This is a genomic window from Noviluteimonas caseinilytica (assembly GCF_018406605.1).
GTDB lineage: Bacteria > Pseudomonadota > Gammaproteobacteria > Xanthomonadales > Xanthomonadaceae > Noviluteimonas > Noviluteimonas caseinilytica.
This window is the reverse complement of record NZ_AP024545.1, coordinates 2972242-2998821: the sequence shown is the minus strand read 5'-3', so window position 1 is coordinate 2998821 and position 26580 is coordinate 2972242. Positions and strand designations below refer to the sequence as shown.

Annotated in this window: 23 protein-coding genes and 1 other RNA gene; 17 read left to right on the top strand and 7 right to left on the bottom strand. The window is 68.1% G+C overall.

From position 1 onward, the window contains the following. Positions 1 to 32: 32 nt before the first annotated feature. Both LYSCAS_RS14650 and ssrA read right to left on the bottom strand, forming a co-directional pair. A complete protein-coding gene (locus LYSCAS_RS14650) occupies positions 33 to 1292 on the bottom strand; it encodes a tyrosine-type recombinase/integrase (protein WP_213434784.1) in 1260 nt (419 codons plus the stop codon). Positions 1293 to 1453: 161 nt separating this feature from the next. Beyond that, positions 1454 to 1807: a transfer-messenger RNA gene (ssrA, locus tag LYSCAS_RS14645) on the bottom strand. 120 nt (positions 1808 to 1927) lie between these two features. Here ssrA and LYSCAS_RS14640 point away from each other — a divergent pair. After that, entirely contained in the window at positions 1928 to 3796 is a 1869-nt protein-coding gene (locus LYSCAS_RS14640; protein WP_213434783.1) for a sensor histidine kinase, read from the top strand. 6 nt (positions 3797 to 3802) lie between these two features. Here the strand turns inward: LYSCAS_RS14640 and smpB are convergent, their stop codons facing one another. Further along, the gene (gene smpB, locus LYSCAS_RS14635; protein WP_213434782.1) at positions 3803 to 4336 is read right to left on the bottom strand and encodes an SsrA-binding protein SmpB; all 534 of its coding nucleotides are present in this window, start codon (positions 4334 to 4336) and stop codon (positions 3803 to 3805) included. Positions 4337 to 4382: 46 nt separating this feature from the next. Here smpB and LYSCAS_RS14630 point away from each other — a divergent pair, with 46 nt between their 5' ends. Then, positions 4383 to 4814 (top strand): type II toxin-antitoxin system RatA family toxin, encoded by a 432-nt coding sequence (locus LYSCAS_RS14630; protein WP_213434781.1) that lies wholly within the window; start codon positions 4383 to 4385, stop codon positions 4812 to 4814. Between the two features lie 11 nt (positions 4815 to 4825). After that, positions 4826 to 5089 (top strand): RnfH family protein, encoded by a 264-nt coding sequence (locus LYSCAS_RS14625; RefSeq protein WP_213434780.1) that lies wholly within the window; start codon positions 4826 to 4828, stop codon positions 5087 to 5089. Between the two features lie 10 nt (positions 5090 to 5099). Here LYSCAS_RS14625 and LYSCAS_RS14620 read toward each other — a convergent pair whose 3' ends face one another. Beyond that, positions 5100 to 5495, bottom strand: a complete 396-nt coding sequence (locus LYSCAS_RS14620) for an outer membrane protein assembly factor BamE (RefSeq protein WP_213434779.1) — start codon at positions 5493 to 5495, stop codon at positions 5100 to 5102. A 50-nt stretch (positions 5496 to 5545) separates the two neighbouring features. On the opposite strand from LYSCAS_RS14620, the gene fur reads away from it, so the two are divergent. After that, positions 5546 to 5947 carry a ferric iron uptake transcriptional regulator gene (gene fur / locus LYSCAS_RS14615; protein ID WP_213434778.1) on the top strand — a complete coding sequence of 134 codons (402 nt, stop codon included), beginning with the start codon at positions 5546 to 5548 and terminating at the stop codon, positions 5945 to 5947. On the opposite strand, the gene recN is transcribed toward fur, so the two are convergent. Continuing rightward, entirely contained in the window at positions 5944 to 7620 is a 1677-nt protein-coding gene (recN, locus tag LYSCAS_RS14610; protein ID WP_213434777.1) for a DNA repair protein RecN, read from the bottom strand. The genes fur and recN overlap by 4 nt on opposite strands. A 96-nt stretch (positions 7621 to 7716) precedes the next feature. Between recN and hrcA the strand changes: the two genes are divergently transcribed. The 4 genes from hrcA (at position 7717) to dnaJ (ending at position 12651) form a co-directional block, all read left to right on the top strand. Then, positions 7717 to 8775, top strand: a complete 1059-nt coding sequence (gene hrcA, locus LYSCAS_RS14605; RefSeq protein ID WP_213434776.1) for a heat-inducible transcriptional repressor HrcA — start codon at positions 7717 to 7719, stop codon at positions 8773 to 8775. An 88-nt stretch (positions 8776 to 8863) separates the two neighbouring features. After that, positions 8864 to 9370 carry a nucleotide exchange factor GrpE gene (grpE, locus tag LYSCAS_RS14600; protein WP_213434775.1) on the top strand — a complete coding sequence of 169 codons (507 nt, stop codon included), beginning with the start codon at positions 8864 to 8866 and terminating at the stop codon, positions 9368 to 9370. Between the two features lie 110 nt (positions 9371 to 9480). After that, complete coding sequence (gene dnaK, locus LYSCAS_RS14595; protein ID WP_213434774.1) at positions 9481 to 11400, top strand: molecular chaperone DnaK; 1920 nt, start codon at positions 9481 to 9483, stop codon at positions 11398 to 11400. Between the two features lie 114 nt (positions 11401 to 11514). Continuing rightward, a complete protein-coding gene (gene dnaJ / locus LYSCAS_RS14590) occupies positions 11515 to 12651 on the top strand; it encodes a molecular chaperone DnaJ (RefSeq protein ID WP_213434773.1) in 1137 nt (378 codons plus the stop codon). Positions 12652 to 12684: 33 nt separating this feature from the next. Here the strand turns inward: dnaJ and LYSCAS_RS14585 are convergent, their stop codons facing one another. Together LYSCAS_RS14585 and LYSCAS_RS14580 are read right to left on the bottom strand one after the other, a co-directional pair. Then, positions 12685 to 14187: a tyrosinase family protein gene (locus LYSCAS_RS14585; RefSeq protein WP_213434772.1), complete on the bottom strand. Its 1503-nt coding sequence runs from the start codon at positions 14185 to 14187 to the stop codon at positions 12685 to 12687. A gap of 148 nt (positions 14188 to 14335) precedes the next feature. Further along, positions 14336 to 15877 carry a tyrosinase family protein gene (locus LYSCAS_RS14580; protein WP_213434771.1) on the bottom strand — a complete coding sequence of 514 codons (1542 nt, stop codon included), beginning with the start codon at positions 15875 to 15877 and terminating at the stop codon, positions 14336 to 14338. Positions 15878 to 16129: 252 nt separating this feature from the next. Here LYSCAS_RS14580 and dapB point away from each other — a divergent pair, with 252 nt between their 5' ends. The 9 genes from dapB (at position 16130) to LYSCAS_RS14535 (ending at position 26569) form a co-directional block, all read left to right on the top strand. Beyond that, the gene (dapB, locus tag LYSCAS_RS14575; protein WP_213434770.1) at positions 16130 to 16846 is read left to right on the top strand and encodes a 4-hydroxy-tetrahydrodipicolinate reductase; all 717 of its coding nucleotides are present in this window, start codon (positions 16130 to 16132) and stop codon (positions 16844 to 16846) included. Between the two features lie 241 nt (positions 16847 to 17087). After that, positions 17088 to 18257, top strand: a complete 1170-nt coding sequence (carA, locus tag LYSCAS_RS14570; RefSeq protein ID WP_213434769.1) for a glutamine-hydrolyzing carbamoyl-phosphate synthase small subunit — start codon at positions 17088 to 17090, stop codon at positions 18255 to 18257. Further along, entirely contained in the window at positions 18254 to 18655 is a 402-nt protein-coding gene (locus tag LYSCAS_RS14565; RefSeq protein WP_213434768.1) for a four helix bundle protein, read from the top strand. The genes carA and LYSCAS_RS14565 overlap by 4 nt, the downstream gene beginning before the upstream one ends. Further along, positions 18655 to 19080, top strand: a complete 426-nt coding sequence (locus LYSCAS_RS14560) for a DUF6973 domain-containing protein (RefSeq protein ID WP_213434767.1) — start codon at positions 18655 to 18657, stop codon at positions 19078 to 19080. The genes LYSCAS_RS14565 and LYSCAS_RS14560 overlap by 1 nt, the downstream gene beginning before the upstream one ends. 12 nt (positions 19081 to 19092) lie before the next feature. Beyond that, complete coding sequence (gene carB, locus LYSCAS_RS14555; protein ID WP_213434766.1) at positions 19093 to 22338, top strand: carbamoyl-phosphate synthase large subunit; 3246 nt, start codon at positions 19093 to 19095, stop codon at positions 22336 to 22338. Then, entirely contained in the window at positions 22335 to 22814 is a 480-nt protein-coding gene (greA, locus tag LYSCAS_RS14550) for a transcription elongation factor GreA (protein WP_213434765.1), read from the top strand. Before carB ends, greA begins: the two co-directional genes overlap by 4 nt. Positions 22815 to 22818: 4 nt before the next feature. Then, a complete protein-coding gene (locus LYSCAS_RS14545; RefSeq protein ID WP_213434764.1) occupies positions 22819 to 23760 on the top strand; it encodes a phosphoglycerate mutase in 942 nt (313 codons plus the stop codon). After that, on the top strand, positions 23757 to 25481 hold the full coding sequence (gene recJ / locus LYSCAS_RS14540; RefSeq protein ID WP_213434763.1) for a single-stranded-DNA-specific exonuclease RecJ: 1725 nt from the start codon (positions 23757 to 23759) through the stop codon (positions 25479 to 25481). Before LYSCAS_RS14545 ends, recJ begins: the two co-directional genes overlap by 4 nt. 146 nt (positions 25482 to 25627) lie before the next feature. Further along, complete coding sequence (locus LYSCAS_RS14535; RefSeq protein ID WP_213434762.1) at positions 25628 to 26569, top strand: class I SAM-dependent methyltransferase; 942 nt, start codon at positions 25628 to 25630, stop codon at positions 26567 to 26569. Positions 26570 to 26580: the final 11 nt, after the last annotated feature.

Sequence of the window (26580 nt, the reverse complement as noted above, 5' to 3'; positions counted from 1 at the left end):
AAGCTCCACACAACAGAACGCCGACGAGGGGGCTAGCGTGCCTTCGCGGCCAGGAGAGTGGTCGCCCACCATTCAAGAATGACTCGTAGTCGGGGCAGGGCGCGCGCGCGGTCGTAGCTGCGGACGGTATCGTTTAGAATTTCGTGGTCGAGCACATGTTCGATGTCGACGCGATCGAACATGCGGCTTGCATCCTTACGGCTCGCCGCGTTGGCCAACGTCGAGAACGAACTTCTAAACCCGTGCGGGGTGTGTGTGCCGGCGAAACCGATTGAACGAAGTAACTTGCTCGGCGCCTCCAACGTCACATGGCCGGTCGTCGTTTCGAACACGAACTCGATGCCGCGCGGAAGCGTCTTCAGCCAGTTCACAACGTTCGGCGCAAGCGGAATAACGTGATCGCCGCGCGAACCGTCGGAGTTCTTCTGAAGGTCGCGGGGGATCGTCCAGGCCGGGTTCTTCCCGGTTAGGTTGAATTCGTCCCAGCGCGCGGCGACGACGCGCCCGGGTCGCTGTGCGGTCATCGCGCACAGGAACAGCGCGCCGCGTACCTGCCACGATGCCTGTGCCTGATCGATCCTTCGAAGGAGATCGCCCAACGCCCGCAGTTCGGTGACCGCCGGCAAACGCTTGCCCTCGCGTTCCATTGCCCTCCGGCCTCGCATGCCGCTTCCCGGCCTTGTTTCTGGGATGGGGTTGTGCGGCACGACGCCGCGCGCCAACGCCCAACGGAATATCCCATTGAGCATTTGCTTTATCTTTTTCGCCGTGTCTGGCTTTTCGCGGTGCAGTTTGTCGAGAAGCGGGGTGACCGTTGCTACGTCGATGTCACGAATCGGCGTCTGCCACAATGCTGTCGGCCTGAGATGAAGGTCGAGCCTGCCGCGTGTCTTTTTGGCGGTGCTGTCCGACCAAGCGTCTGCTTTCGCCATGTCGAACCACTTCTCGGCGACTTCCCCGAGCGTCGACCCGTTCGCACGCGTCGCGCCCCGTGCACGTTGTTCCGCACGCTTGACCCCGAGCGGCCGGATGCCCACTTTGACTTCCCGGCGTGCGTCTTCGGCTGCCGCGCGCGCCTTTGCGAGGCTCATCGCGGGATATGTGCCAAGCACCGCGATCGCCGCGCGGCCGTCGAAGCGGTAACGAAGCCGCCAACTCATCGTGCCAGTCTCAAGCACGTGCAGCGCGAGGCCGCCACCGTCGACGTATACGCCAGACTTCTTTATCGAAGCGATGAACCTATCCGTCAGTGCGGACTCGCGACGGGAACGTGCAGGCACGGGCGCGGACATTGTGCATACCGAGGAACTGAGAGGTGATCTCAGTGTATATATCTACACAACCGGCGCGACAACGATCTGATATGGGGGTAACACCTTCATAGCACTTCGATCGCTAAGGTATTGAAAGTAATAAAGAAAAGGCCCGCGCTGGGCGGGCCTTTTCCTTCAACTGGTGGAGGTGGGGGGAATTGAACCCCCGTCCGAAGGCACTCCATCCCCGGCACTACATGCTTAGCTCGCCGTTCGTTCTCGGCCTGTGGCAACACGACGTGCGAGGCACACCGCAGGACATACCCGCTTTAAGTTAAGTCGAAGCTGACGGGTCGCCACTCCAACCGATCCTGTGATGATGACCCTACATCCACGAGCACAGGCACAAGTGGGTTCGGGGCTAGGCCTTAAGCGGCCAGAGCGTAGACGTCGTCGTTCGCGTCTAGGTTTTTGCAGCTGGATTAACGAGGAAAGCTACCCCCTCGGCATGCGCCAAGCGATTTCGCGACCCCCGTCGAAGCCAGTGCACCCCCGGGGAACATCAATCACGCTGACCGGCGCAGTATAGGCCCGCGCGCCGTGCAGGCAAGGCGAAGCGCCGGATCGCGGCCGGAGGGGCCAGCGGCGATTCATCGCAGTCTATGCTTCGCCCCATGCAGCCCGTGCCCCCGAACGAGCCCATCCCGCCCGACCAGGACGCCATCGAGGCCACGAGCCGCAGTGGCTTCGTGCTGGCGGTGCTCGTGCTGATCGCCTCCACGTTGCTGGTCGTGCTGGCCTGGCGGGCGGCGCGCGAGCGCGAACTGAAGGCCGCGCACGCCGAGTTCCAGGCCTCGTGCCAGGAAATCGTGGAGCTGGTGCAGCAGCGCCTGGTGAACTACGAACTGACCATCCGCGGCGGCGCGGCGCTGTTCGCCAGCGTGACGCGGCCTAGCCCGCGGCAGTGGCAGGCGTACGTGGACGGGCTGGACCTGCCGGTGCGCTTCCCGGCGATGACGGGCCTGGGCTTCGCGGCCTACACCGACGCGCACGGGATGGAGCAGTTGCAACTGGATGCGCGCGCGGCGGGCCGCGGCTTGTTCAGCGTTTGGCCGCACGGCGTGCGCACGCACTACGCGCCGATCTTCTACCTCGAACCCAAGACCGCCGAGAACCTCAACGTCGTCGGTTACGACATGTATTCCGAGCCCGTGCGCCACGCCGCGATGGAAGCGGCGTTGCGCGACGCGGCGCCGCGCATGACAGGTCGCGTGCACCTGCTGCAGGACCTCGATCCCGAAGCGGCGGGATTCCTGGTGTATGCGCCGGTGTTCCGCGGCGGCCAGGCGCCGGCGACCTATGCCGAACGCTACGACGCGCTCAGCGGCTGGGTGTATTCGCCAGTGCGCGTGCCGCGCTTCGTGGCGACGGCGCTGCGGCCGATCCAGCGCAACGTCGCCTTCCGCATCCTCGATGTCACGGGCGGCACGCGCGCGATGCTGTATTCGGACGGCGACTATCCGTTGCGTACCGACGCGACGTTCCGTTACGAACAGCGCGCGAGTTCGTACGGCCGCACGTGGCAGTTCGAATTCGCGTCGGCGCCGCAGGAAGTGGCCGCGCCAGGGCTGCGTCCTTTGCGCACCGCGTTGGTCGTCGGCCTGCTTGCATCGCTGCTGTTGTTCGGCATCGCGTGGTCGCTGGCCTATACCGAATCGCGTGCGCAGCGGCTGGCGGCACGCATGTCGGCGGCGCACCGGCGCAGCGAGTCCCGCGTGCGTGCGCTCAACCGCACGCTGGAGGCGCGCGTCGAAACGCGCACGCGCGAACTGAGCGAAGCCAATCGCGGGCTGGAGACGTTCGCGTATTCGATCTCGCACGACCTGCGCGCACCATTGCGCGCGATCGAAGGCTTCGGCCGCGTGCTCGGCGATCGCTACGCGCCGGTGCTCGACGACACCGGCCGCGATTACCTGGTGCGCATCCGCGGCGCGGCGGCGCGCATGAGCGAGCTGATCGAAGCGTTGCTGAAGGTGTCGCGCGTGGGCCGCGGCGAACTGCAGCCCGAACTGCTCGACCTGTCGCGCATGGCGCACGAGATCATCGCGGAGTTGCAGGCCATCGAGCCGCAGCGCCGCGTGGCCGTGGAGATCGCACCGCACCTCAGCGCGCGCGGCGACCGCGCATTGGTGCGCAGCCTCCTGCAGAACCTGCTCGGCAATGCGTGGAAGTTCACGCGCGAGAAACCCGACGGGCGCATCGAGTTCGGCGTGGAAGCCGACGGGTTTTCGTTCTACGTCAGCGACAACGGCATGGGCTTCGATCCGGCGTACGCGGACAAGTTGTTCCGCCCGTTCCAGCGCCTGCACGACGATGCGAAGTTCGCGGGCGAGGGCATCGGCCTGGCGACGGCCAAGCGCATCGTCGAACGCCATGGCGGCGCGTTGTTCGCCAGTGGCGTGCCGGGCGAGGGCGCGGTGTTCTCGTTCACGCTGGCGCCGCATCCGGACGCGGAGCCGGACCGCAGGCGCACGCCGCGCTGAAATGCGTCAGGCGTTCTTGTTGTGCCGGCGCAGCACGCGCTGCTTCTCGCGGTTCCAGTCGCGTTCCTTGCTGGCCTCGCGCTTGTCGTGCGTCTGCTTGCCCTTCGCCAGCGCGAGCTCGGCCTTCACCTTGCTGCCGCTCCAGTACAGCGCAGTGGGTACCAGCGTGTAGCCGTCGCGCTGCACGCGGCCGACCAGCTGGTCGATCTCGCGGCGATGCAGCAGCAGCTTGCGGGTGCGGTGCGCGTCGGCGATGACGTGCGTGGACGCCATGATGAGCGGGGTGATCTGCGCGCCGAACAGGAAGAGTTCGCCGTCCTTCACGATCGCGTAGCTTTCGCCGATGTTGGCCCGGCCCGCCCGGATCGCCTTGAGTTCCCAGCCCTGCAGCGCCAGGCCCGCTTCGACCTTCTGCTCCAGGTGGTACTCGTGCTTGGCGCGCTTGTTGAGCGCGATGGTCTTCTGGGCCGGCGCCTTGTCCTTCTTCTTCGGCGCGCCCGCGCCGCTGTTTCCCTTATCCTTGGCCGCCTGCTTGTTCATGGCGGGCATTCTCGCCGATGCCGCCCCCGTAAGCGAACCCGCGCCCATGCCCACCATCACACGCAGCGCCCTCGTCGAGCATTCGGCGGCCCGCATGTTCGCGCTCGTGAACGACATCGCCGCGTATCCGCGCCGGTTCGACTGGTGCGAATCGGCGGACATCCTGGAACGCGACGACACCCGCGTGGTCGCGCGGCTGGACCTGGGGCTGGGCTCGCTGCGCACGTGGTTCACGACGGAAAACACCCTGTCGCCGCCGCACCACATCGACATGCAACTCCGGGACGGGCCGTTCAAGCAGTTGCACGGGCGCTGGCAGTTCCATGCGCTCGACGAATCGGCGTGCAAGGTCACGCTGACGCTCGACTTCGAACCGAAGAACAAACTGCTGGGGCCGGCCTTCGCGATCGGCTTCCAGGGGCTGGCCGACCGCATGGTCGACGACTTCGTGCGCGCCGCCGACCGCGGCGCGGAGTGAGCGGCGCGCGCATGCGCATCGACATCGTGCTGGCGTGGCCGCATCGCTGCGAGGCGTGGGCGGTGGACGTGCCCGAAGGGGCGACGCTGGGCGATGCGCTGGTGCAGGCGGGCCTGGACGCGGAGGCGCTGCGGGCGCGGGGCGTGGATGGCCAGGCGATCCACGGCGTGCGCGCGGAAGCCGATGCGGTGTTGCACGCAGGCGACCGCATCGAGTTGCTGCGGCCGCTGGTGGTGGATCCGAAACAGGCGCGGCGGAACCGGGCCGCGCGGTGACGACGCGCGCTTAGTGGCGCGCGCCCTTCTTTTTCTTGTCCTTCGGCAGGTTGCCGAAGCGCGAACGCATGTCCGCCGCCAGGGCCTTGTCCTGTTCGGGGAAATATTCGCCTTCCCACTTCTGCAGCTGGTCGTTGGCGAAGAAGACCGTGAGCGTCTTGACCTCGGTCTTGCCCACGCGGCCGGTGCGCTCGGTGGCGATGTAGTCCCAGCGATCGTGGTGGAAGGGATCGGCGACGGAGGGCGTCCCGAGCAGCGCCATCACCTGGCGCTTGTCCATGCCTTCGGCCAGTTGGTCGACGTTGGACTTCTCGAGGAGGTTGCCCTGGTAGATCGGCTGGCGGTAGAGCATGCCGCAGCCCGCGGTGAGGACGGCGAGGGCGAGGACCATCAAGAGCTTGCGCATGGAACCTGTCGCGGGGGGTCGGAAGGGGGCCGATGATACACTCCGCCGCCATGGAACAGCAGGATCTGCGCAAGCTCGGGCTCAAGGTCACGCATCCGCGGATGCGGATCCTCGAGCTGTTGGAACAGTCCCGCCCGCGCCACATGACGGCCGAGGACATCTACCGGTTGCTGCTGGACCACGGGGACGAAATCGGGCTGGCCACCGTTTACCGGGTGCTCACGCAATTCGAGGCGGCCGGGCTGGTGCTCAAGCACAACTTCGAGGGTGGCCACGCGGTGTACGAGCTGGACCGCGGCGAGCACCACGACCACATGGTCGACATCGAGACCGGCAAGGTCATCGAGTTCCAGAGCGCGGAGATCGAAGACCTGCAACGGCAGATCGCGGCGCAGCACGGGTACGAGATCGAAGAGCACGCGCTGGTGCTCTACGTGCGCAAGAAGCGCTAGCCCACGTCCGCCAGCAACCGCCGCGCCGCGGCGCGCGCTTCCTTGCTCACTTCCACGCCACCCAGCATGCGGGCGAGTTCTTCCTCGCGGTCCTTCGCTTCCAGCTGGCGCACGGCGCTCTGGGTCATGCCGTCGCTGGCGGCCTTGCTGACGCGGTAATGGGCGTTGCCCTGCGCGGCGACCTGCGGCAGGTGGGTCACGCACAACACCTGGCGTTTCGCACCGAGCGCACGCAGCTTCTGGCCGACGATGTCCGCCACCGCGCCGCCGATGCCCGAATCCACCTCGTCGAACACCATCGTGGGCACGGCGTCCAGGCCGAGCGCGGCGACTTCGATCGCGAGCGAGATGCGCGAGAGTTCGCCGCCGGAGGCGACCTTGCGCAACGCGCGCGCGGGCTGGCCGGGATTGGCGGCGACGAGGAATTCGATGCGCTCGGCGCCTTGCGGATCCGGATCGGCCGCGGGGTTGGGTTCGATCGACACCGAGAACGCGCCGCCGCCCATGCCGAGCTCGCCGATCAGCGTGGTCGTGGACGATGCGAGCGACTTCGCCGCCTGCGTGCGGGCTTTCGTCAGCGTGGCGGCGTGCTTCGCCCACGCGAGGCGGGCCGATTCGATTTCGCCATCGAGCGCGCGCACGCGGTCTTCGGCGCCGCGCAGGGATTCGAGCTCCGCGACGAGGGCATCGCGTTGCGCGGCCAGGCCTTCGGGCGCGATGCGGTGCTTGCGCGCCAAGTCGTGCAGGCGCGTGAGCTTGCGGTCCAGGTCGTCGAAGGCGGTGGGGTCGAGGTCCAGGTCGGCGCGGACGCGTTCCAGCAGGGACGCCGCTTCGTCGAGCTGGATCGCGGCGGTGTCGAGCATCGCGTCGATCTCGAGCAGGCGCGGTTCGTGTTCGGCCTGGCGCGCGAGGTCGTTGCGCATCTGCTGCAGCTGGCGCCCGAGGGCCGGACCGTCTTCGCCACCCAGGCGCGCGGCGGCGGCGTCGCAGGCTTCGATCAGGCCGGCGGCGTGCGCATGGCGGCGGTGCGCGGCGACGAGGTCGGCGAACGCCGCGGGCTCCAGCGCATCGCGCTGCAATTCCTGCAGCTGGTGTTCGAGGAAGGCGATGCGATCGCCGGGATCGCCGCGTTGCGAGAGCGCGTCGCGTTCGCGCACCAGCGCCGCCCACGTGCGCGCGGCGGCCTGCACCTGCGCCTGCAACGGCGCGTGCCGGCCGAAGGCATCGAGCAGCGCGAGCTGGCTGCCGCGCGCCATCAACGCCTGGTGTTCGTGCTGGCCGTGGATTTCGACCAGGCGCCCGGCGAGTTCGGCCACCTGGGCGATCGTCGCGGGGCGGCCGTTGATCCACGCCTTCGAACCACCGTCGGCGCGCAGCGTGCGGCGCAACTGGCATGTCGCGCCGGCATCGGTGTCGTCGAGGTCCTGTTCCTGCAGCCAGGCGGCGGCCGCGGGCGCATCGGACAGGTCGAACACCGCGACCAGTTCCGCGCGTTCAGCCCCGTGGCGCACCACGCCGCTGTCGGCGCGCGCCCCGGACAGGAAGCCCAGCGCGTCGACCAGCAGCGACTTGCCCGCGCCGGTTTCGCCGGAAATCACGGTCAGGCCCGCGGCGAAATCGAGTTCGGCCGCGCGGACGACCGCGAAGTCCTTGATGGCGAGATGGGTGAGCATGGGGCGATAGCGTAAAAGATTCGTCGTCGCAGGAACCGAGACTGCGTGCAACGCAATCCGCTTGCGCCCACCTGCCGCGCGCCGTATACCCGCCCCATGGCTTCGCGCACGCAACTCCCCGGCGACCTCGATCCGCGCGCACGGCACCTGCTGCGCACGCTGATCGGGCGCTACATCCACGATGGCGAACCGGTCGGTTCGCAGACGCTGGCCCGCCACGCGGGCCTGGACATCAGCCCGGCGACCATCCGTAACATCCTCGCGGACCTGGAGGAGGGCGGGCTCCTGAGTTCGCCGCACACCTCCGCTGGCCGCATCCCGACCACGCAGGGCTACCGGGTGTTCGTGGATTCGCTGCTGCAGGTGCGTTCGCTGCCCGAAGGGGAGCTCGCGCGCCTGCGCCAGGAGCTGCCGGCCGGGTCGGGCACGCAGGCCCTGCTGGGCAGCGCGTCGGAACTGTTGTCGGCGATGACGCATTTCGTCGGCGTGGTCGGGGTGCCCAAGCGCGAGCAGTTCGCCTTCCGCCACATCGATTTCGTCCCGCTGGATGCGCAGCGCGTGCTGGCGATCCTCGTCTTCGCCGACAACGACGTGCAGAACCGCATCCTGCACACGCGCCGCCCCTACGACGCGGGCGAGCTGGAACGCGCGGCCAACTACCTCAACCAGCACTTCGCCGGACGCCCGCTCGCGGAGATCCGCGCGCGCCTGGTGCAGGAGTTGAACAACGCGCGCAGCGAAATGGAAACGCTGCTGGCGCACACCGTCGAACTGGCCGAACAGGCGCTGGCGCCGGGCGTGGAGGACGACGTGGTGCTGGCCGGCCAGACGCGCCTGATGGGCGTGCAGGACCTGTCCGACCTGGACCGCCTGCGCGACCTGTTCGAAGCCTTCGCCCGCAAGCGCGAGATCCTGCAGCTGCTCGAACGCACCGCGCGCGCCCCGGGCGTGCGCATCTTCATCGGCGAGGAGACCGGCATGGCGCCGCTCGAATCGGTCTCGATGGTCACCGCGCCCTACGTCGCCGGCGGGCGCGTGCTGGGCGTGCTCGGGGTGATCGGCCCCACGCGCATGGCCTACGACCGGGTGATCCCCGTCGTGCAGGCCGCCGCCGACGTCCTCGGGGCCGCCCTGGAGGCGCCGCCGAAGGACTGAACGGGGCCCCGGGCCTTGAAAGCCCCGGCCGGCGACCGCATGCGGGGGGTTCGGGCGGAGGACGCCGCCGAACCACGGACCTTTCCAGATGACCCACGAACACCCGCAGGACAGCGACGCCGCCCTGGAAGGCGAGCTGTCTCCCCAGGACCAGATCGAACAACTCAAGGGCGAAGTCGAGCAATTGCGCGCCGAGGCGCTGCGCGAACGCGCCGACCTCGACAACCAGCGCAAGCGCCTGGCCCGCGACGTGGAGCAGGCGCGCAAGTTCGCCAACGAACGCCTGCTCACCGAGCTGCTCCCGCTGTTCGACAGCATGGAAGCGGGCCTTGCCGCCGCCGCGCAATCCGACCCCCTCCGCGAAGGCCTGGAGCTCACGCTGCGCCAGCTGCACCGCATCGCCGAGACCAACGGCCTCGTCGAAGTGTTCCCGCAGGCCGGCGACAGCTTCGACCCCGAACGCCACCAGGCGATGAGCATGGTCGAGGCCGGCGCGTTGCCGCCCGGCGCGGTCGCGCAGACCTTCCAGAAGGGCTACGTGCTGAACGAGCGACTGCTGCGCCCGGCGCTGGTCGTGGTCGCGAAACACGATTGAACGCAACGACCGAGCCTTGAAGGCGGCCAAGCGGCCCCTACATCACGTGCAGTCCGGCGGGCAGCCCGCCAACCAATTTCGAATAGCGACATCCCCGGAGGGAGCAACACATGGGCAAGATCATCGGCATCGACCTCGGCACCACCAATTCGTGCGTGGCCATCATGGAAGGCGGCAAGGCGCGCGTCATCGAGAACAGCGAAGGCGACCGCACCACCCCGTCGATCGTGGCGTACACCAAGGACGGCGAAGTGCTGGTCGGCGCATCCGCCAAGCGCCAGGCCGTCACCAATCCCAAGAACACCTTCTTCGCCGTCAAGCGCCTCATCGGCCGCAAGTTCCAGGACGCCGAAGTGCAGAAGGACATCGGCCTGGTCCCGTACCAGATCATGGGCCATGACAACGGCGACGCGTGGGTGGCCACGAGCGACGGCAAGAACCTCTCGCCGCAGGAAATCTCCGCGCGCGTGCTGGAGAAGATGAAGAAGACGGCCGAGGCCTACCTCGGCGAGACGGTGACCGAAGCGGTCATCACGGTGCCGGCGTACTTCAACGACAGCCAGCGCCAGGCCACCAAGGACGCCGGCCGCATCGCGGGCCTGGACGTCAAGCGCATCATCAACGAGCCCACCGCGGCCGCGCTGGCCTATGGCATGGACAAGAAGGGCGGCGACCGCAAGATCGCGGTGTACGACCTGGGCGGCGGCACGTTCGACGTGTCGATCATCGAGATCGCGTCCGTGGACGGCGAGATGCAGGTGGAAGTGCTCTCCACCAACGGCGACACGTTCCTGGGCGGCGAAGACTTCGACAAGCGCGTCATCGATTACCTCGTCGAGGAATTCCTCAAGGACCAGGGCATCGACCTGCGCAAGGATCCGCTCGCGCTGCAGCGCCTGAAGGACGCCGCCGAGCGCGCGAAGATCGAGCTGTCCTCCGCGCAGCAGACCGAAGTGAACCTGCCGTACGTCACGGCCGATGCCTCGGGCCCGAAACACCTCAACATCAAGCTCACGCGCGCCAAGCTCGAAGCGCTGGTCGACGACCTCGTCAAGAAGACGATCGAACCGTGCCGCATCGCGCTGAACGACGCCGGCCTGCGCGCGAGCGAAATCAGCGAAGTCATCCTCGTCGGCGGCCAGACCCGCATGCCGAAGGTGCAGCAGGCGGTGGGCGAGTTCTTCGGCAAGGAACCGCGCAAGGACGTCAACCCGGATGAAGCGGTCGCGCTGGGCGCGGCGATCCAGGGCGGCGTGCTGGCCGGCGACGTCAAGGACGTGCTGCTGCTCGACGTGACCCCGCTCAGCCTGGGCATCGAAACCCTCGGCGGCGTGTTCACCAAGATCATCGAGAAGAACACCACCATCCCGACCAAGGCCTCGCAGGTCTTCTCCACGGCGGACGACAACCAGTCCGCGGTGACGGTGCACGTGCTGCAGGGCGAACGCGAACAGGCGCGCTTCAACAAGTCGCTCGCGCGCTTCGACCTGGCCGGCATCGACGCCGCGCCGCGCGGCATGCCGCAGATCGAAGTCTCCTTCGACATCGACGCCAACGGCATCCTGCACGTGCACGCCAAGGACAAGAAGACGGGCAAGGAGCAGAAGGTCGAGATCAAGGCCGGCTCGGGCCTGTCGGAAGACGAGATCAAGCAGATGGTGCAGGACGCCGAAGCCCATCGCGAAGACGACAAGAAGTTCCATGAGCTGGTGACGGCGCGCAACACCGCCGACGCGATGATCCATTCGGTGCGCAATGCGATCACCGAGCACGGCAGCAAGGTGCCGGGCGACGTGATCGGCCGCGTCGAAGGCGCGCTCGCCGACCTCGAGACCGCGATGAAGGGCGACGACAAGGGCCAGATCGACGCGAAGACCCGCGCGCTCGAGGAAGCCGCGCAGTCGCTGGTGGCGGCGGCCTCGGCCGGGCAGGGCGGCGGCGGCGACGCCGGCGGCCCGCAGGGAGGTGCGCCGCGCAACGACGACGTGGTGGACGCTGAGTTCACCGAAGTCAAGGACGACAACAAGTAACGGCCGTCCCGGTCATGCGGAAACGGGGCCCGGGTCTGCGAAAGGCGACATCCGCCGATCCGGTCCCGGGCCCCGCCGTATAAGCTTTCGCACTTTTTCGAAGAACCCGGCTCCATGAGCAAACGCGACTACTACGAAACCCTGGGCGTGGCCCGCGACGCCAGCGACGAAGACCTGAAGAAGGCCTATCGCCGCTGCGCGATGAAGCACCACCCCGATCGCAATCCCGGCGACCACGCTGCGGAAGCCGCGTTCAAGGAATGCAAGGAAGCCTACGAAGTGCTGTCGGACGCGGCCAAGCGCCGCATGTACGACCAGCACGGCCACGCTGCATTCGAACACGGCATGGGCGGCGGTGGGGGTGGTGGCCCGGGCGGTTACGCCGACATGGGCGACATCTTCGGGGACATCTTCGGCAACATCTTCGGCGGCGGGGCCGGCGGGCGCGGTGGCCCGCGGCGCGGCGCCGACATCGGCTACGTGATGGAGCTCGATCTCGAAGAAGCGGTCTCGGGCATCGAGAAGCGCGTCGAAGTCCCCACGCTCGTCTCGTGCCAGCACTGCAACGGGTCGGGATCGGCCGACGGCCAGGTGGAAAACTGCACCACGTGCCACGGCCGCGGCCAGGTGCGCATGCAGCGCGGCATCTTCCAGATGCAGCAGACGTGCCCGCATTGCGCAGGGCGCGGCAAGGTCATCATCAACCCGTGCAAGCCGTGCGTGGGGCAGGGGCGCCTGGAGGAAGAAAAGGTGCTCTCGGTGAAGATCCCCGCGGGCGTCGACAACGGCGACCGCATCCGCTTGTCCGGCGAAGGCGAGGCCGGTCCGCCGGGCACGCCGCCGGGCGACCTGTACGTGGAAGTGCGCGTGCGTCCGCACGACATCTTCGAGCGCGAAGGCGACGACCTGCATTGCGAAGTGCCGGTGCGCATCTCGCAGGCGGCGCTGGGCGATTCGATCCGCGTGCCCACGCTGGGCGGCGACATCGAACTGCGCATCCCCGCCGAAACGCAGAGCGGCAAGGTGTTCCGCCTGCGCGATCGCGGCGTGCGTTCGGTGCGCAGCCGCGCGCCGGGCGACCTGTATTGCAAGGTCGCGGTGGAAACGCCGGTCAACCTCACGCCGGAACAGCGCGAGTTGCTGGAGAAGTTCGAAGCCACCTTCGTCGGCGAGGGCGCGCGGCGCCATTCGCCGAAAGCCTCGACGTTCCTCGACGGGGTGAAGGGCTTCTGGGACCGAATGATCAGTTGACCCCTCTCCCGAACGGGAGAGGGGCCCAGGCAGTTACTGCCGCACCAGTTCGATCGAAGCGACCATCGGGTTCGCACCCGACACCGGGCGTCCGCCCGGCACGAAAGTCACGTACAACTCGCTCCCCGCGGCCACGCCGTGGGGCTTCTTCGCGATCGTGTTCAACAGCGCGGTGACGTCGAAGCTGAAGAAATTCTCGCCCAACGCTTCATCGAGCTTGCTGCCGCCGCCGTGGTCGTGGAACTCGGCGTCGAAGAAGTTGATCGCGCCGACGTAGTGCGCGTTGTCCACCGGATCGGTGGGGCGCGCGGTGATGTACACGTGGTACAGCACTTCCGGCTGCTTCCAGGTGTGCAGCTTGCGCAGCACGAGCAATGCGCGGCGGTTGTCGGTGTCCAGGCCCAGCACGTCCGTCTTGCGCGTGCCGCTGATGCGCAGCATGCGCACCTTGGTGGGCGTGGCGCCGAGGTCGGCTTCGGTCTGCGCGGCGGCGATGCGCGTGGCGGTCGCGGCCGCGGACTTGGCGGCCAGCGTGGTGGTGGGCGGCGGCGTGGTGGTGGTCACCGGCGGCTTCGGCACGAAGCGGTCATAGTCGTATCCCAGCTGCAATGCGCTGTAGAGATTCTTGACCTGGCGCGAGATGCGCGCGCCGTTGGCGTCGGCCATCGCGAACGACGTGGTGATCCACGGGTAGGCGATCGGATCGGTCGGGTTCTTGTTGCCGTTCTTGTTCCAGCTGGCCCAGATGCGGTCGATGTTGGCGTGGTGCACGCAGAACAACGGATCGTTGCCCGCGTACGGCACCGCGCCCATGCCGCGGCCGTTGCCGACCAGCGTGTGGATGCGGCCGTGGATGCCCGAGTCGATCGCGCGGCAGAAGCCCGTCACCGAGCCGACGGTGTTGTAGGCCGTCTTCGCCATGATGTCGTTGATGTCCATCGCATCGCCCGGCTGGTTCAGCTGGATCGGCTGGCCGGAATTGGCGAGCGTGGTGCGATTGGCGCGATACAGGCAGTCGTACACCGGGTCGTTCGGCAGGCGGAACTGTTCCGGCAGCACGCCGCGGCGCGCGGGATCGGCGGAGCAGTAATCCCAGTAGGGCATCGTGAATTCCGGATGCCCGCTCACCTGGCGCACGATGCGTTCCATCGTCCACACGTAGAAGCGGTGCCACGGCAGGAAGTAGCTGGCGTTCTGCCCGGAGTGCGACTGGCACGTGTTCCAGACTTCCTCGGCCAGCGTGCGCATCGGCGTCGGTGTGTCGCCGAAGATGCGCGTGAGTTCGGCGGCCTTGTTGGTCGCGCCGTTGACGAAGTGCGTGTACCACTGCCACGACCAGCTCAGGGGATTGTCGGGGCCCATGCCCTGCATCGCGCGCACGGCGTTGGCGTAGATCTCGAGCATGCGCGCACCGTCGGCGGTGGCGATGTCGTAGCGGACCGGCGTGGTCGCAGCGAACACGGAGCCCGAAGCGCCAAGCGCGATGGGCGCGGCCGCGAGGCCTTGCAGGAACGTACGGCGGGAAAAGCTGGTCACGACCACTCCTTCATCGCGTTGTGCGAATCAATGGGCCGCACCTTCGGGTGCCCCCGGTGATGGCAGAGTCAATGCGAGTGAACGAGTCGTTCATGCGCCTCCCTGCGCTCCCGTCGCGCGCCCCGCGGGGCGCGCGACACATGCGGTCTTACTGCCGCACGATTTCCACGGTCGCGACCATCGCGCCTGCATCCGCGCGAGCCTTCCCGCCCGGCACGAACGTGACTTGCAGCGCATCGCGGCTGACCGCGCCGCTGCGTTCGTAGCGACGCAGCAGGTCGGTCACATCGAAGCTGAAGAAGTTCTCGCCCAGCGCTGCGTCCAGCTTGCTGCCGCCGCCGTGGTCGTGGAATTCGGCGTCGAAGAAGTTGATCGCGCCCACGTAGTTGTTCTTGTTGAGGCCACCGCCGCGGGACGGCGTGAGGTACACGTGGTACAGCACTTCCGGCTGCTTCCAGGTGTGCAGGTTCTTCAGCACCAGGTAGCTGCGCAGCGGCGAGGTTTCCGCGGCCAGGCCCAGCACGTTGCTGGTGGCGGCCTTGGCGGCGGAGATCGGACGCACGGTCACGTTGGTCGCGGTGGCGCCCAGGTCGGCCATGCCGGTGGACGCGGCGATGCGATCGACGGTGCTGCCCACCACGAGCTTGTGGCCCTTGGTCTTCGGCGTCGTGGTCGTGCCGCTGCCGGACGGCGGCGGCTGCTGCGGCGGGGGCGGCGGGGGCGGCGGCGGGAAGATCAGGTTGTCGTACGAGAACCCGAGCGGCGCGATGTCGAAGAAGTCCTTCAGCTTGCCGCTCACGCGCTGGCCGGTGCGGTCGGCGAAGGTGAACACCTTCGTCGCCCACGAGGCCGTCGCCGGGTTCACGCCACCGAAGTTCGCGTTCCAGCTCGCCCACAGGCGGTCGATGTTGGAGTGGTGCACCCAGAACAACGGATCGCGCGCCGCGTACGGCACCGCGCCCATGCCCTTGGTGTTGCCGACCAGCACGTGGATGCGACCGTGGATGCCCGAGTCGACCGCGCGGCAGAAGCCCTGCACGTCGCCGACGACGCTGTAGTTGGTCGTCGCCATCGTGGACGTGATGTCCATCTGGTCGGTCGGCTGGTTCTTGTCGATGCGTTGTCCGCCGTTCGCCAGCGCCAGGCGCTCGGGGCGATACAGCACGTTGAACACCGGATCGTTCGGCGAGCGGAACTGGATCGGCAGGATGCCGCGCTTGAGGGGATCGCTGGAGGTGTAATCCCAGTAAGGCAGCGAGAAGTCCGCGCGACCGCTGACCTCGCGCACGATCTGTTCGAAGAAGAACGTGAACATGCGGTGCCACGGCAGGAAGTGGTTCGTGTTCTGCCCCGCATGGGACTGGCACGTATTCCACATGTCGTTGGCCAGCGTGCTCTCCGGCGTGACGGTCGTGCCGAAGATGCGGGTGACTTCCGCGGCCTTGGTGGTCGCACCGTTGACGAAGTGCGTGTACCACTGCCACAGCCAGCTGCGCGGATCGTTCTCCGGGCGCGACTGCATCAGGCGGATCGCATTGGCGTAGGTCGCCAGCATGTCCGCGCCCTGCGGCGTGGCGATGTCGTAGCGGACGATGGGCGCCGATTGCGCGAATGCATTGCGTGAAAGCCACAGCGCCAGCGGCATGGCGGCCGCACCCTGGACGAACTTGCGGCGGGAAAGCGAAATCATGGGGAGGGGCTCCTGCAGAACGGCGGAATTTCGTCGAAGCACCGTTCGGCAGCCACGTGCGCGCGATGCGCACCGTCCCCCCGTTCGGTCGTCTTCGAACAGCAGACCGTGAAATGCGTGACAGACCGGTCAACACGGGTCACGGGGCGACCAGTGGAGGACGCCGTGCGAGCAACGGTCGAGCTGTTCGCGTGAAATCTTCGACACATCCATGAATGGCGCGCACGCGTGAAGTCCGTTAGCCTCGCGTCCATGCAAACGAACACACCCCTGCGCGTGTTGCTCCATGGCGCGAATGGCCGCATGGGCCAGGCACTGCTGCGCTTGTCGTCGTCGCGTGAAGACTTGCAGGTCGTCGGTGCGGTGTCGCGCAAGGTCGGGCAGCGCGTCATCGACGGCGTCTCGCAATTCGCCGCCGGCGAACTGGGCGGCACGCCCGACAGCGACGTGGTCATCGACTTCAGCCTGCCGGAAGCCTTCGATGCATTGCTCGCGCATTGCGTCGAACACGGCCGACCGCTGGTCACCGGCACGACGGGCCTGTCCGATGCGCAGCAGGCCGCGCTCGATGCGGCGGCCACGCGCATCCCCGTGTTGTGGGCCACCAACTTCAGCCTCGGCGTGGCCGTGCTCGTGGACATGGTCGAACGCGCGGCGCGTGCACTGCCGGGCTGGGACTGCGACATCGTCGAGCAGCACCACGTGCGCAAGCTCGACGCACCGTCCGGCACCGCGCTCACGCTGGGCGAAGCCGCCACGCGGGGCGGGGCGACGCCGCGGTATGCATCGCTGCGCGCGGGCGACATCGTGGGCGAGCACACCGTGCAGTTCGCCACCCTCGGCGAGCGCATCGAACTGATCCATCGCGCCACCGACCGCGACATCTTCGCCCGCGGCGCGCTGCATGCCGCCGCCTGGCTCGCGCGCCAGCCGGCCGGCCGCTACCGCATCGCCGACGCGCTGGGATAACCCATCGGGGGCAGCAAGCCTCACGCCTCGTGCGGGGCGGGGCGGGGCCGGGCAGGCGATAACGCAAAGAAATCGTTGGTATTTCCGGGCGACGCCCGTACAATTCCGGCTCGCCCGCCCACTGCCAGCCGGACCGGAAAGATCCCGAGTCCGTGCTTTGCTGCAACCTGCGATTTTCGTGCGCCAACGTCGCGCGATCCGGGGTGCAGCCAGGGGGCACTCCCCCATCAAGGCGAAGCCCGTGACCCTACCTGCCATCCTCGCGCTCGAAGACGGAACGATCTTCGAGGGCGTTTCCGTCGGCGCGCCCGGCCTGTCGGTCGGCGAAGTGGTGTTCAACACCGCGATGACCGGCTACCAGGAAATCCTCACGGATCCCTCCTACGCCCGCCAGCTCGTCACGCTGACCTATCCGCACATCGGCAACACCGGTTGCACGCCGCAGGACGACGAAGCCCGCCAGGTGTGGGCCGCGGGCCTCATCGTGCGCGACGTGCCGCGCCGCCCGAGCAACTGGCGCAACCAGCAGGCCTTGCCGGAGTGGATGCGCCAGCGCGGCGTGGTCGCCATCGCTGACATCGACACCCGCAAGCTCACGCGCCTGCTGCGCGACGGCGGCGCGCAGAACGGCGCGCTGCTGGCCGCGGCCTCGGCCGATGACGTGCTGGATGTCGAGAAGGCGCTGGAAGCCGCGCGCAAGTTCCCCGGCCTGAAAGGCATGGACCTGGCGAAGGACGTGACCACGCGCGACGCCTATTCGTGGCGCGAAGGCCAGCTCGACCTCGATTCCAACCTGTTCGCCTCCACGCCGGCGAAATACAAAGTGGTCGCCTACGACTTCGGCGTGAAGCAGAACATCCTGCGCATGCTGGCCGAGCGCGGCTGCGACGTCACGGTGGTGCCGGCGCAAACCCCGGCCGACCAGGTGCTCGCGATGCAGCCGGACGGCGTGTTCCTGTCGAACGGCCCGGGCGATCCGGCGCCGTGCGATTACGCGATCGCCGCCATCCGCACCTTCGTAGACAAGAAAGTCCCGACCTACGGCATCTGCCTCGGCCACCAACTGCTCGGCCTGGCGATCGGCGCGACCACCAGCAAGATGAAGTTCGGCCACCACGGCGCCAACCACCCGGTGATCGACCTCGATACCGGTCGCGTGATGATCACCTCGCAGAACCACGGCTTCGCGGTCGACGAGGCATCGCTGCCGGCGAACGCGCGCGTGACGCACCGGTCGTTGTTCGATGGTTCCAACCAGGGCATCGCACTCACGGATGCACCGGCGTTCTCCTTCCAGGGCCACCCGGAAGCCAGCCCCGGCCCGCACGACGTTGCGCCCTTGTTCGACAAGTTCATCGACGCGATGCGGGACCGGGGACCGGGGACCAGGGACCGGGGAGGAGCGGCGTGACACCGAGCCACTTCCGCGAACTGGATGTCTGGCAGAAGTCCATGGACCTCGCTGCGTCCGTGTACTCGCTGACGTCGGCCTTTCCGCGCGACGAGCGATTCGGGTTGTCGTCCCAGATGCAGCGTTCCGCGGTTTCGATTCCGTCGAATATCGCGGAGGGCAATGCACGCGCAACAACTCGCGATTACGCGCGGTTCGTTTCGCAAGCGTGCGGCTCCGCGGCCGAACTGCAGACGCAGCCATTGCTGTCGAAGGCGCTCGGATTCGCCATCGAACCCGACATCAGCGAAGCCCTGGAGCGCTGCGAAACGGTCAGCAAGATGCTTCGTCGTCTCCATCAGGCGCTGATCGAAAAGCTCGAGCCCCGGTCCCTGGTCCCCGGTCCCCGGTCCCGCTGATGTCCAAGACTTCGCGCAAACTGAAATTGTTCGCCGCCACGTTCCTGGTGCTCGCGGCCTATCCGACGTTCGTGCTCGGCACGGTGTACGCGCACTGGTTCAGCGCGAACCTGCCAGGCGGGCGCAACGGGCCCGCGGATGCGTATCGCCACACGCTGGCCAGCGCGACCGTCGCGTACACGACGTCGCCGCGCCTCGTCGCGCTCGTCACGCACGTGATGGAACGCGACGGCCAGGGCAGCGACATGCGCGCGATGGACGCCCACAACAACCGCATCGGCGCGCAGATCGGCGCGACGGCCCCCAGCTGGAACGAGATGCAGGCGCGCGTGCGCGCCGCCATCGACGCCGGCCAGGTGCAGGCCACCGATGCGAACAAGATCACCTGGCTGCCGCGCGAGCGGTGGCTGGATCGTTTGTACTGAGTCGAGGACGCAATGCCCAAGCGCACAGACATCAAGACCGTCCTGATCATCGGCGCAGGGCCGATCGTCATCGGCCAGGCCTGCGAGTTCGACTACTCCGGCGCACAAGCCTGCAAGGCGCTGCGCGACGAGGGCTATCGCGTCGTGCTGGTCAACTCCAACCCCGCCACGATCATGACCGACCCGGGCATGGCCGATGCGGTCTACATCGAGCCGATCCAGTGGCAGACGGTGGAGAAGATCATCGCGAAGGAGAAACCCGACGCGCTGCTTCCCACGATGGGCGGCCAGACCGCGCTGAACTGCGCGCTCGACCTGGCCGACAACGGCGTGCTGGAGAAATACAACGTCGAGCTGATCGGCGCCTCGCGCGATGCCATCCGCATGGCGGAAGACCGCGAACTGTTCCGCGTGGCGATGGCGGAGATCGGGCTGGACTGCCCGAAGGCCGCGGTCGCGCGCACGTTCGAACAGGCGGTCGAGATCCAGACCACGGTCGGCTATCCCACGATCATCCGCCCCTCGTTCACGCTCGGCGGCACCGGCGGCGGCATCGCCTACAACAAGGAAGAGTTCGAAGAGATCGCCAAGCGCGGTCTGGAACTCTCGCCTGTGCACGAGATCCTCGTCGAGGAATCGGTGCTGGGCTGGAAGGAATTCGAGATGGAAGTGGTCCGCGACACCGCGGACAACTGCATCATCGTCTGCTCGATCGAAAACCTCGATGCGATGGGCGTGCACACCGGCGACTCGATCACCGTCGCGCCGGCGCAGACGCTCACCGACAAGGAATACCAGCGCCTGCGCGATGCCTCGGTCGCGGTGCTGCGCAAGATCGGCGTCGACACGGGCGGTTCGAACGTGCAGTTCGGCATCAACGCGCAGACAGGCCGCGTGGTCGTCATCGAAATGAATCCCCGCGTGTCGCGTTCCTCCGCGCTGGCGTCCAAGGCCACGGGCTTCCCGATCGCCAAGGTCGCGGCCAAGCTCGCGGTGGGCTACACGCTGGATGAACTGCGCAACGAGATCACTGGCGGCAAGACGCCGGCCTCGTTCGAACCGTCGATCGACTACGTGGTCACCAAGATCCCGCGCTTCGCGTTCGAGAAGTTCCCCGCCGCCGATGCGCGCCTGACGACGCAGATGAAGTCGGTGGGCGAGGTGATGGCGATCGGCCGCAGCTTCCAGGAATCGCTGCAGAAGGCATTGCGTGGCCTGGAGACCGGCAAGGTCGGCCTCGACCCGACGGGCCTGGACCTCACCAGCGACGAGGACATGCTCAAGCTGCGCCGCGAACTGAAGGAACCGGGCCCGGAACGCATGTTCCACCTGGGCGATGCGTTCCGCGCCGGCATGTCGGTGGAAGACGTGCACGCGCTGTCGTTCGTCGATCCGTGGTTCCTCGACCAGATCGAGGAACTGGTGGCGATCGAAGGCGAAGTCGCCGCCGCGGGCCTGGGCGCGCTCGACAAGCGCCGCCTGCGCGCGCTCAAGCGCAAGGGCTTCTCCGATGCGCGCATCGCGCAACTCGTGGGCACGAACGAATCGGCCGTGCGCGCGCTGCGCAAGGCGCTCGGCGTGCGCCCCGTTTACAAGCGCGTGGACTCGTGCGCGGCGGAGTTCTCCACCAGCACCGCCTACCTGTACTCCACGTACGAAGACGAGTGCGAAGCGCTGCCGACCAAGCGCGACAAGATCATCGTGCTCGGTGGCGGCCCCAACCGCATCGGGCAGGGCATCGAGTTCGACTACTGCTGCGTGCACGCGGCCCTCGCGCTGCGCGAGGACGGGTACGAGACCATCATGGTCAACTGCAACCCGGAAACTGTGTCCACCGACTACGACACGTCCGACCGCCTGTACTTCGAATCGCTCACGCTCGAAGACGTGCTGGAGATCGTCGAGCTCGAACAGCCCAAGGGCGTGATCGTGCAGTACGGCGGGCAGACGCCGCTCAAGCTCGCGCGTGCGCTGGAAGCCAACGGCGTGCCGGTGATCGGCACCTCGCCGGATTCGATCGACCTGGCCGAAGACCGCGAACGCTTCCAGCAACTCGTCGACAAGCTCGGCCTGCTGCAGCCGCCGAACCGCATCGCGCGAAACCCCGACGAAGCCATCGCGCTCGCGCGCCAGGTGGGCTATCCGCTCGTCGTGCGCCCGAGCTACGTGCTCGGCGGCCGCGCGATGGAGATCGTGTATTCCGACGCCGACCTGTCGCGCTACATCCGCGACGCGGTGAAGGTGTCCAACGATTCGCCGGTGCTGCTGGACCGCTTCCTCGACAACGCGGTGGAAGTGGACGTCGACGTCATCGCCGACCACACCGGCGCCGTGCTGATCGGCGGCGTGATGGAGCACATCGAGGAAGCCGGCGTGCATTCGGGCGACTCCTCGTGCTCGCTGCCGCCGTATTCGCTGTCGGCCGCCACGCAGGACCGCCTGCGCGAGCAGGTGATCGCCCTGGCGCGCGCGCTGAACGTCGTCGGCCTGATGAACACGCAGTTCGCGATCCAGCAGGACGAAGCCGGCAACGACACCATCTTCCTGCTCGAAGTGAACCCGCGCGCCTCGCGCACCGTGCCGTTCGTGTCGAAGGCCACCGGCGTGCCGCTGGCGAAGATCGCCGCGCGCTGCATGGCGGGCAAGACGCTCGCCGAGCAGGGCGCGACGAAGGAAATCGTGCCGGACTACTACTCGGTGAAGGAAGCCATCTTCCCGTTCGCCAAGTTCCAGAACGTCGATCCGATCCTCGGGCCGGAAATGCGTTCGACCGGCGAAGTGATGGGCGTGGGCCGCAGCTTCGGCGCCGCGTTCGCGCGCGCGCAGGAAGCCGGCGGCATCAAGTCGCCGCCGGTGGGCAAGGCGTTCGTCTCCGTGCGCGACCCGGACAAGCAGCGCGTGCTGCCGGTGGCCGAAGACCTGGTGCGCCGCGGCTACAAGGTGGTCGCCACCGGCGGTACGGCCGCCTACCTGCGCGAACACGGCATCGCCTGCGAACAGATCAACAAGGTGATCGAAGGCCGGCCGCACATCGTCGACCTGATCAAGAACGGCGAGATCGTGTATATCGTCAACACCACCGAGGGCAAGCAGGCGATCGCCGACTCGTTCTCGATCCGGCGCGAAGCCCTGCAGCATCGCGTCACGTATTCCACCACCATCGCCGGCGCCCGCGCGCTCCTCAACTCGCTCGACCATCGCGGCCGGGGCGACGTGAACGCGCTGCAGGACCTGCACCAGGAATTGAACCTCGCATGAGCCGTGCACCGTTGACCGTCCAGGGCGCACAGCGCCTGCGCGCGGAGCTGGAAGAACTGAAGTCGGTGAAGCGCCCGGCGGTGATCCACGCGATCGCCGAAGCGCGCGCGCACGGCGATCTCAAGGAAAACGCCGAGTACCACGCCGCGCGCGAGCAGCAGGGCTTCATCGAAGGCCGCATCAAGCAGCTGGAAGCGGAGCTCTCGCACGCGCAGGTGATCGACGTGGCCTCGCTCAACGCCGGCTCGCGCATCGTGTTCGGCGCGACAGTGGAACTGGCCGACGCCGACAGCGGCGAAGAAAAGCGCTACCAGATCGTCGGGGACCTGGAAGCCGACATCAAGCAGGGCCTGATCGCGATTTCCTCGCCGGTGGCGCGTGCGCTGATCGGCAAGCACGAGGGCGACGTGATCACCATCGACGCGCCCGCGGGGCAGCGCGAGTTCGAGATCGTCGCGGTCCGTTACGAGGGCTGAGGCCATGGCCGCGCCCGGGCGCGCGACGTTCCTGCTGCCGGCGCGCATCCGCCTGGCGGGGCAGGGCATGCCGGCATCGCTCGCGATCGCACTGGGGCGGGCCGATCGCGCGGATGGCGAAGCCGGCGAACGCGCGCAGTTGCTGCGGCATTTCGACTTGTTGCCGCGCGGCTGGCCCGTCGCGGCGTTGACGCGTGCATTCGATGCGAGCGATGCGAACACCGGCGCGTGGTTGCGCGCGGATCCCGCGTACGTACAACCCGACCTCTCCGGCGCACGCTTGCTGGCGTGCGGCGATGCGTTGCAGCTCGATGCCGCCGAAGCCGAAGCGTTGCTGCAACCCTTGCGGCCGTTGTTCGGCGACACCGGATTTCCCATCGATGCGCCGCGGCCTGCGCGCTGGTACCTGCGCTTGCCGCGCGAGGCGAAGTTGCCGTCGATGGCCTCGCCCGACGAAGCCCTGGGCGCCGATTTGTTCGATCACCTGCCCGAAGGGCCGGAAGGCCGTCGCTGGCGTGCCTTGCTGAGCGAAGCGCAGGTGGTGCTGCACCAGCATCCGGTGAACGCGCAGCGCGTGGCGCGCGGGAAGCCGCCCGTGAATTCCTTGTGGTTCTGGGGCGGCGGCGTATTGCCGGACCACGTGACGACGCTGCACGCGTCGATCGCTTCCGATGAAGTGACGTTGCGTGCGCTTGCGCAGTTGACGAATTGCGCGGCGACCGACCTGCCTGCGCGATTCGCGGGCGGCCCTGCGCTCTACGACCTGCGCCCGCAGCGCGACCTGCATGCGTTGGCGGACGCGTGGCTGTCGCCCGCCATCGACGCCGTGCGCGCCGGCACGCTCGCGCAACTCGACCTCGACTGCGAGGACGGCACGCGGTTCACGCTGCGCCGCCATCAGCGCTGGCGTTTCTGGCGCAAGCCGCTCGCGGCGATGGACGCATGACGCTCGAACGCCGCATCGTGCGTCGTGCGCCGGTCGACCTGCGCGGCGACTGGCCCGACCACGTGCTGCCGTTGCTGCGCCGCTTGTATGCAGCGCGTGGTGCGGCGAACTGGGACGACGCACAACCGCGCCTGGCGCGCCTGCATGCGCCCGAAACGATGGGCGGGCTCGATGTTGCGACGCAGTTGCTCGCCGATGCGATCGCGCAGGATCGGCACATCGTGGTCGTCGGCGACTTCGATTGCGATGGCGCGACGGCGTGTGCGGTCGGCGTGCGCGGCCTGCGGTTGCTGGGCGCGCAGCGCGTGTCGCACGCGGTGCCGAATCGCGCGGTGCACGGCTACGGGTTGTCGCCGGGCCTCGTCGATGACCTGGCGGCGCTGCAGCCCGACCTGCTGGTGACGGTCGACCACGGCATCGCGTGCCACGCCGGCGTCGCCGCGGCGCGGGCGCGCGGCTGGCAGGTCCTCGTCACCGACCACCACTTGCCGGGCACGACGCTGCCCGATGCGCACGCGATCGTCGATCCGAACCTGCGCGACGACGGCTTCCCGAGCAAGGCGCTCGCGGGCGTCGGCGTGATGTTCTACGTGCTGCTTGCCCTGCGTCGCCGCCTGCGCGAAGGCGGCGCGTTCACCGCGGGCGCGGAGCCGGACCTGTCGGTGCTGCTCGACCTCGTCGCCGTCGGCACCGTCGCCGACCTCGTGCCGCTCGATGCGAACAACCGCGCGCTCGTCGGCGCGGGCATGCGTCGCCTGCGCGCGGGGCAGGGGTGCGCGGGCCTGCAGGCCTTGATCGAAAGCGCCGGCCGCGATGCGCGCACGCTCACCGCGTCCGACATCGGCTACGCGCTCGCGCCGCGCATCAATGCCGCCGGGCGCCTGGAAGACATGGCGCTGGGCATCGAATGCCTGTTGTCCGACGACGCCTCGCACGCGCGCACGCTGGCCGCCACGCTGGGCGAGATCAACGCCGAACGCCGCGGCGTGCAGCAGGACATGACCGACGATGCGGAAGCCGCGCTCGCACGCGTCGTGCTCGACGGCGCGTTGCCACCGGTGGTGTGCCTGTTCGATCCGGCGTGGCATCCGGGCGTCGTGGGGCTCGTCGCCTCGCGCATGAAGGAACGCGTGCATCGTCCGGTGGTGGCGTTCGCGCCCGCGGAACCCGGCAGCGATTCGTTGCGGGGTTCGGCGCGTTCGATCCCCGGGCTGCACATCCGCGATGCGCTGGCCGCGGTGGACACCGCGTTGCCGGGCCTGATCCCGCGCTTCGGCGGGCATGCGATGGCGGCGGGCCTGACGTTGCCGCACGCGGCGCTCGACGCGTTCTCCGAAGCGCTGCGCACGCATGTCGAACGCGTACTCGATCCGGCGGCGCTGCAGGCCGAACTGGTCAGCGACGGCGCGCTCGACGTCGCCGAGTTCGATCGTCGCCATGCCGAAGGCCTGCGCGACGGCGGCCCGTGGGGCCAGGCGTTCCCCGAGCCGATGTTCGATGGCGAATTCGACGTCACCGACTGGCGCGTCGTGGGCCAGCGGCATTTGAAGCTGACGGTGCGCGTGCCCGGCCGCGCGAAGCCCGTCGATGCGATCCATTTCGGCGGCTGGACCGGCACGCCGCCGCCGTCGCGCGTGCACCTGGCGTATCGCTTGTCGGTGGACGATTACCGCGGCGGCGATGCGATCCAGCTGATCGTCGAGCACCGCATCGCGGTCTGACGGAAGCGGAATCTGCCCGAAAGGTCCGGGCCCCAAGAACAATACCGGGGCATTCGCAGAGCTTGCATAGTCCCGCCGCAGACGTTGCGCGGGGACCTTTCCGGTCTGGACAGCGACGATCGCGCTCCCTTCCGCAGGACCGCTTCGTGCCCCCGGTCAACAGCCACGCCTATTGGGATCATCGCTTCCGCACGGACTGGGCGTCGCTCGGTGGCGAAGCGCAATCGCGTTGCTTCGCGCACGTCGCGCTGGAGGCGATGCCGGGGTGGTTCAAGGCATGCATCGCGGGTCGACGGTCGCGCTTGTGCGACTGGGGCTGCGCGGAAGGATCCGGAACACGTGTGCTGGCCGAGGCGTTGGGAGTCGACGCGGTCGGCGTGGATTTCTCGGACGAGGCGATCGCGCGCGCGCAGGCCCGGCATCCGCAGCTGCGGTTCCGCGTCGGCGACATGCGCGCTGCGCCGGGCGCCGAGGGCGCATTCGACGAACCCTGCGATGTCGCCTTTTCGTCCAACACCTTGGCGCACTTCCGCGACCCGTGGGCCGTGTTCGACGCGATCGCCGCGCGCGCCGAGCGCTTCGTCGTGTTGTTGTTGCCGTATCGCGAACGCAAGCTGCATCCCGAGCATTTCGTTGCGTTCGCGCCGAACACGTTGCCCGTCGCGCGCAACGGCTGGATGCTCGCGCACGCCGCGGCCACCGACCTGCGCGATTGGCCGAATGCCGGCGGGGCGGGCGAACAGGTGCTGTGCATCTACGCGCGCCCGGACGCCCTGGCCGACGCCGGCGTCACGCTCGCCCACCTGCGCATGGATACGGCGGACCGGGAAGCGACACGCACCGAGCTCGCGCTGGCCACCACGCAGGTGCGATTCGAAATTGCGCGCGCCCGCGCCTCCGAGGAAGCGCGCGCCTGGACCGCCGACCAGCTGACCGATCGCGAACTCCAGCTGGCCGCGCTCGGCGAAGCCCATCGCCTCGTGTTCGGGCGATTGCCGGCGCTCGAACAGGATGCCGCGGTCCTGGCCCGCATCCGCGCGTCCCGCCTCTGGCGCTGGAGCGCGCCTGTCCGACGGTGGTTGCGCTGAGGTAACGTTCC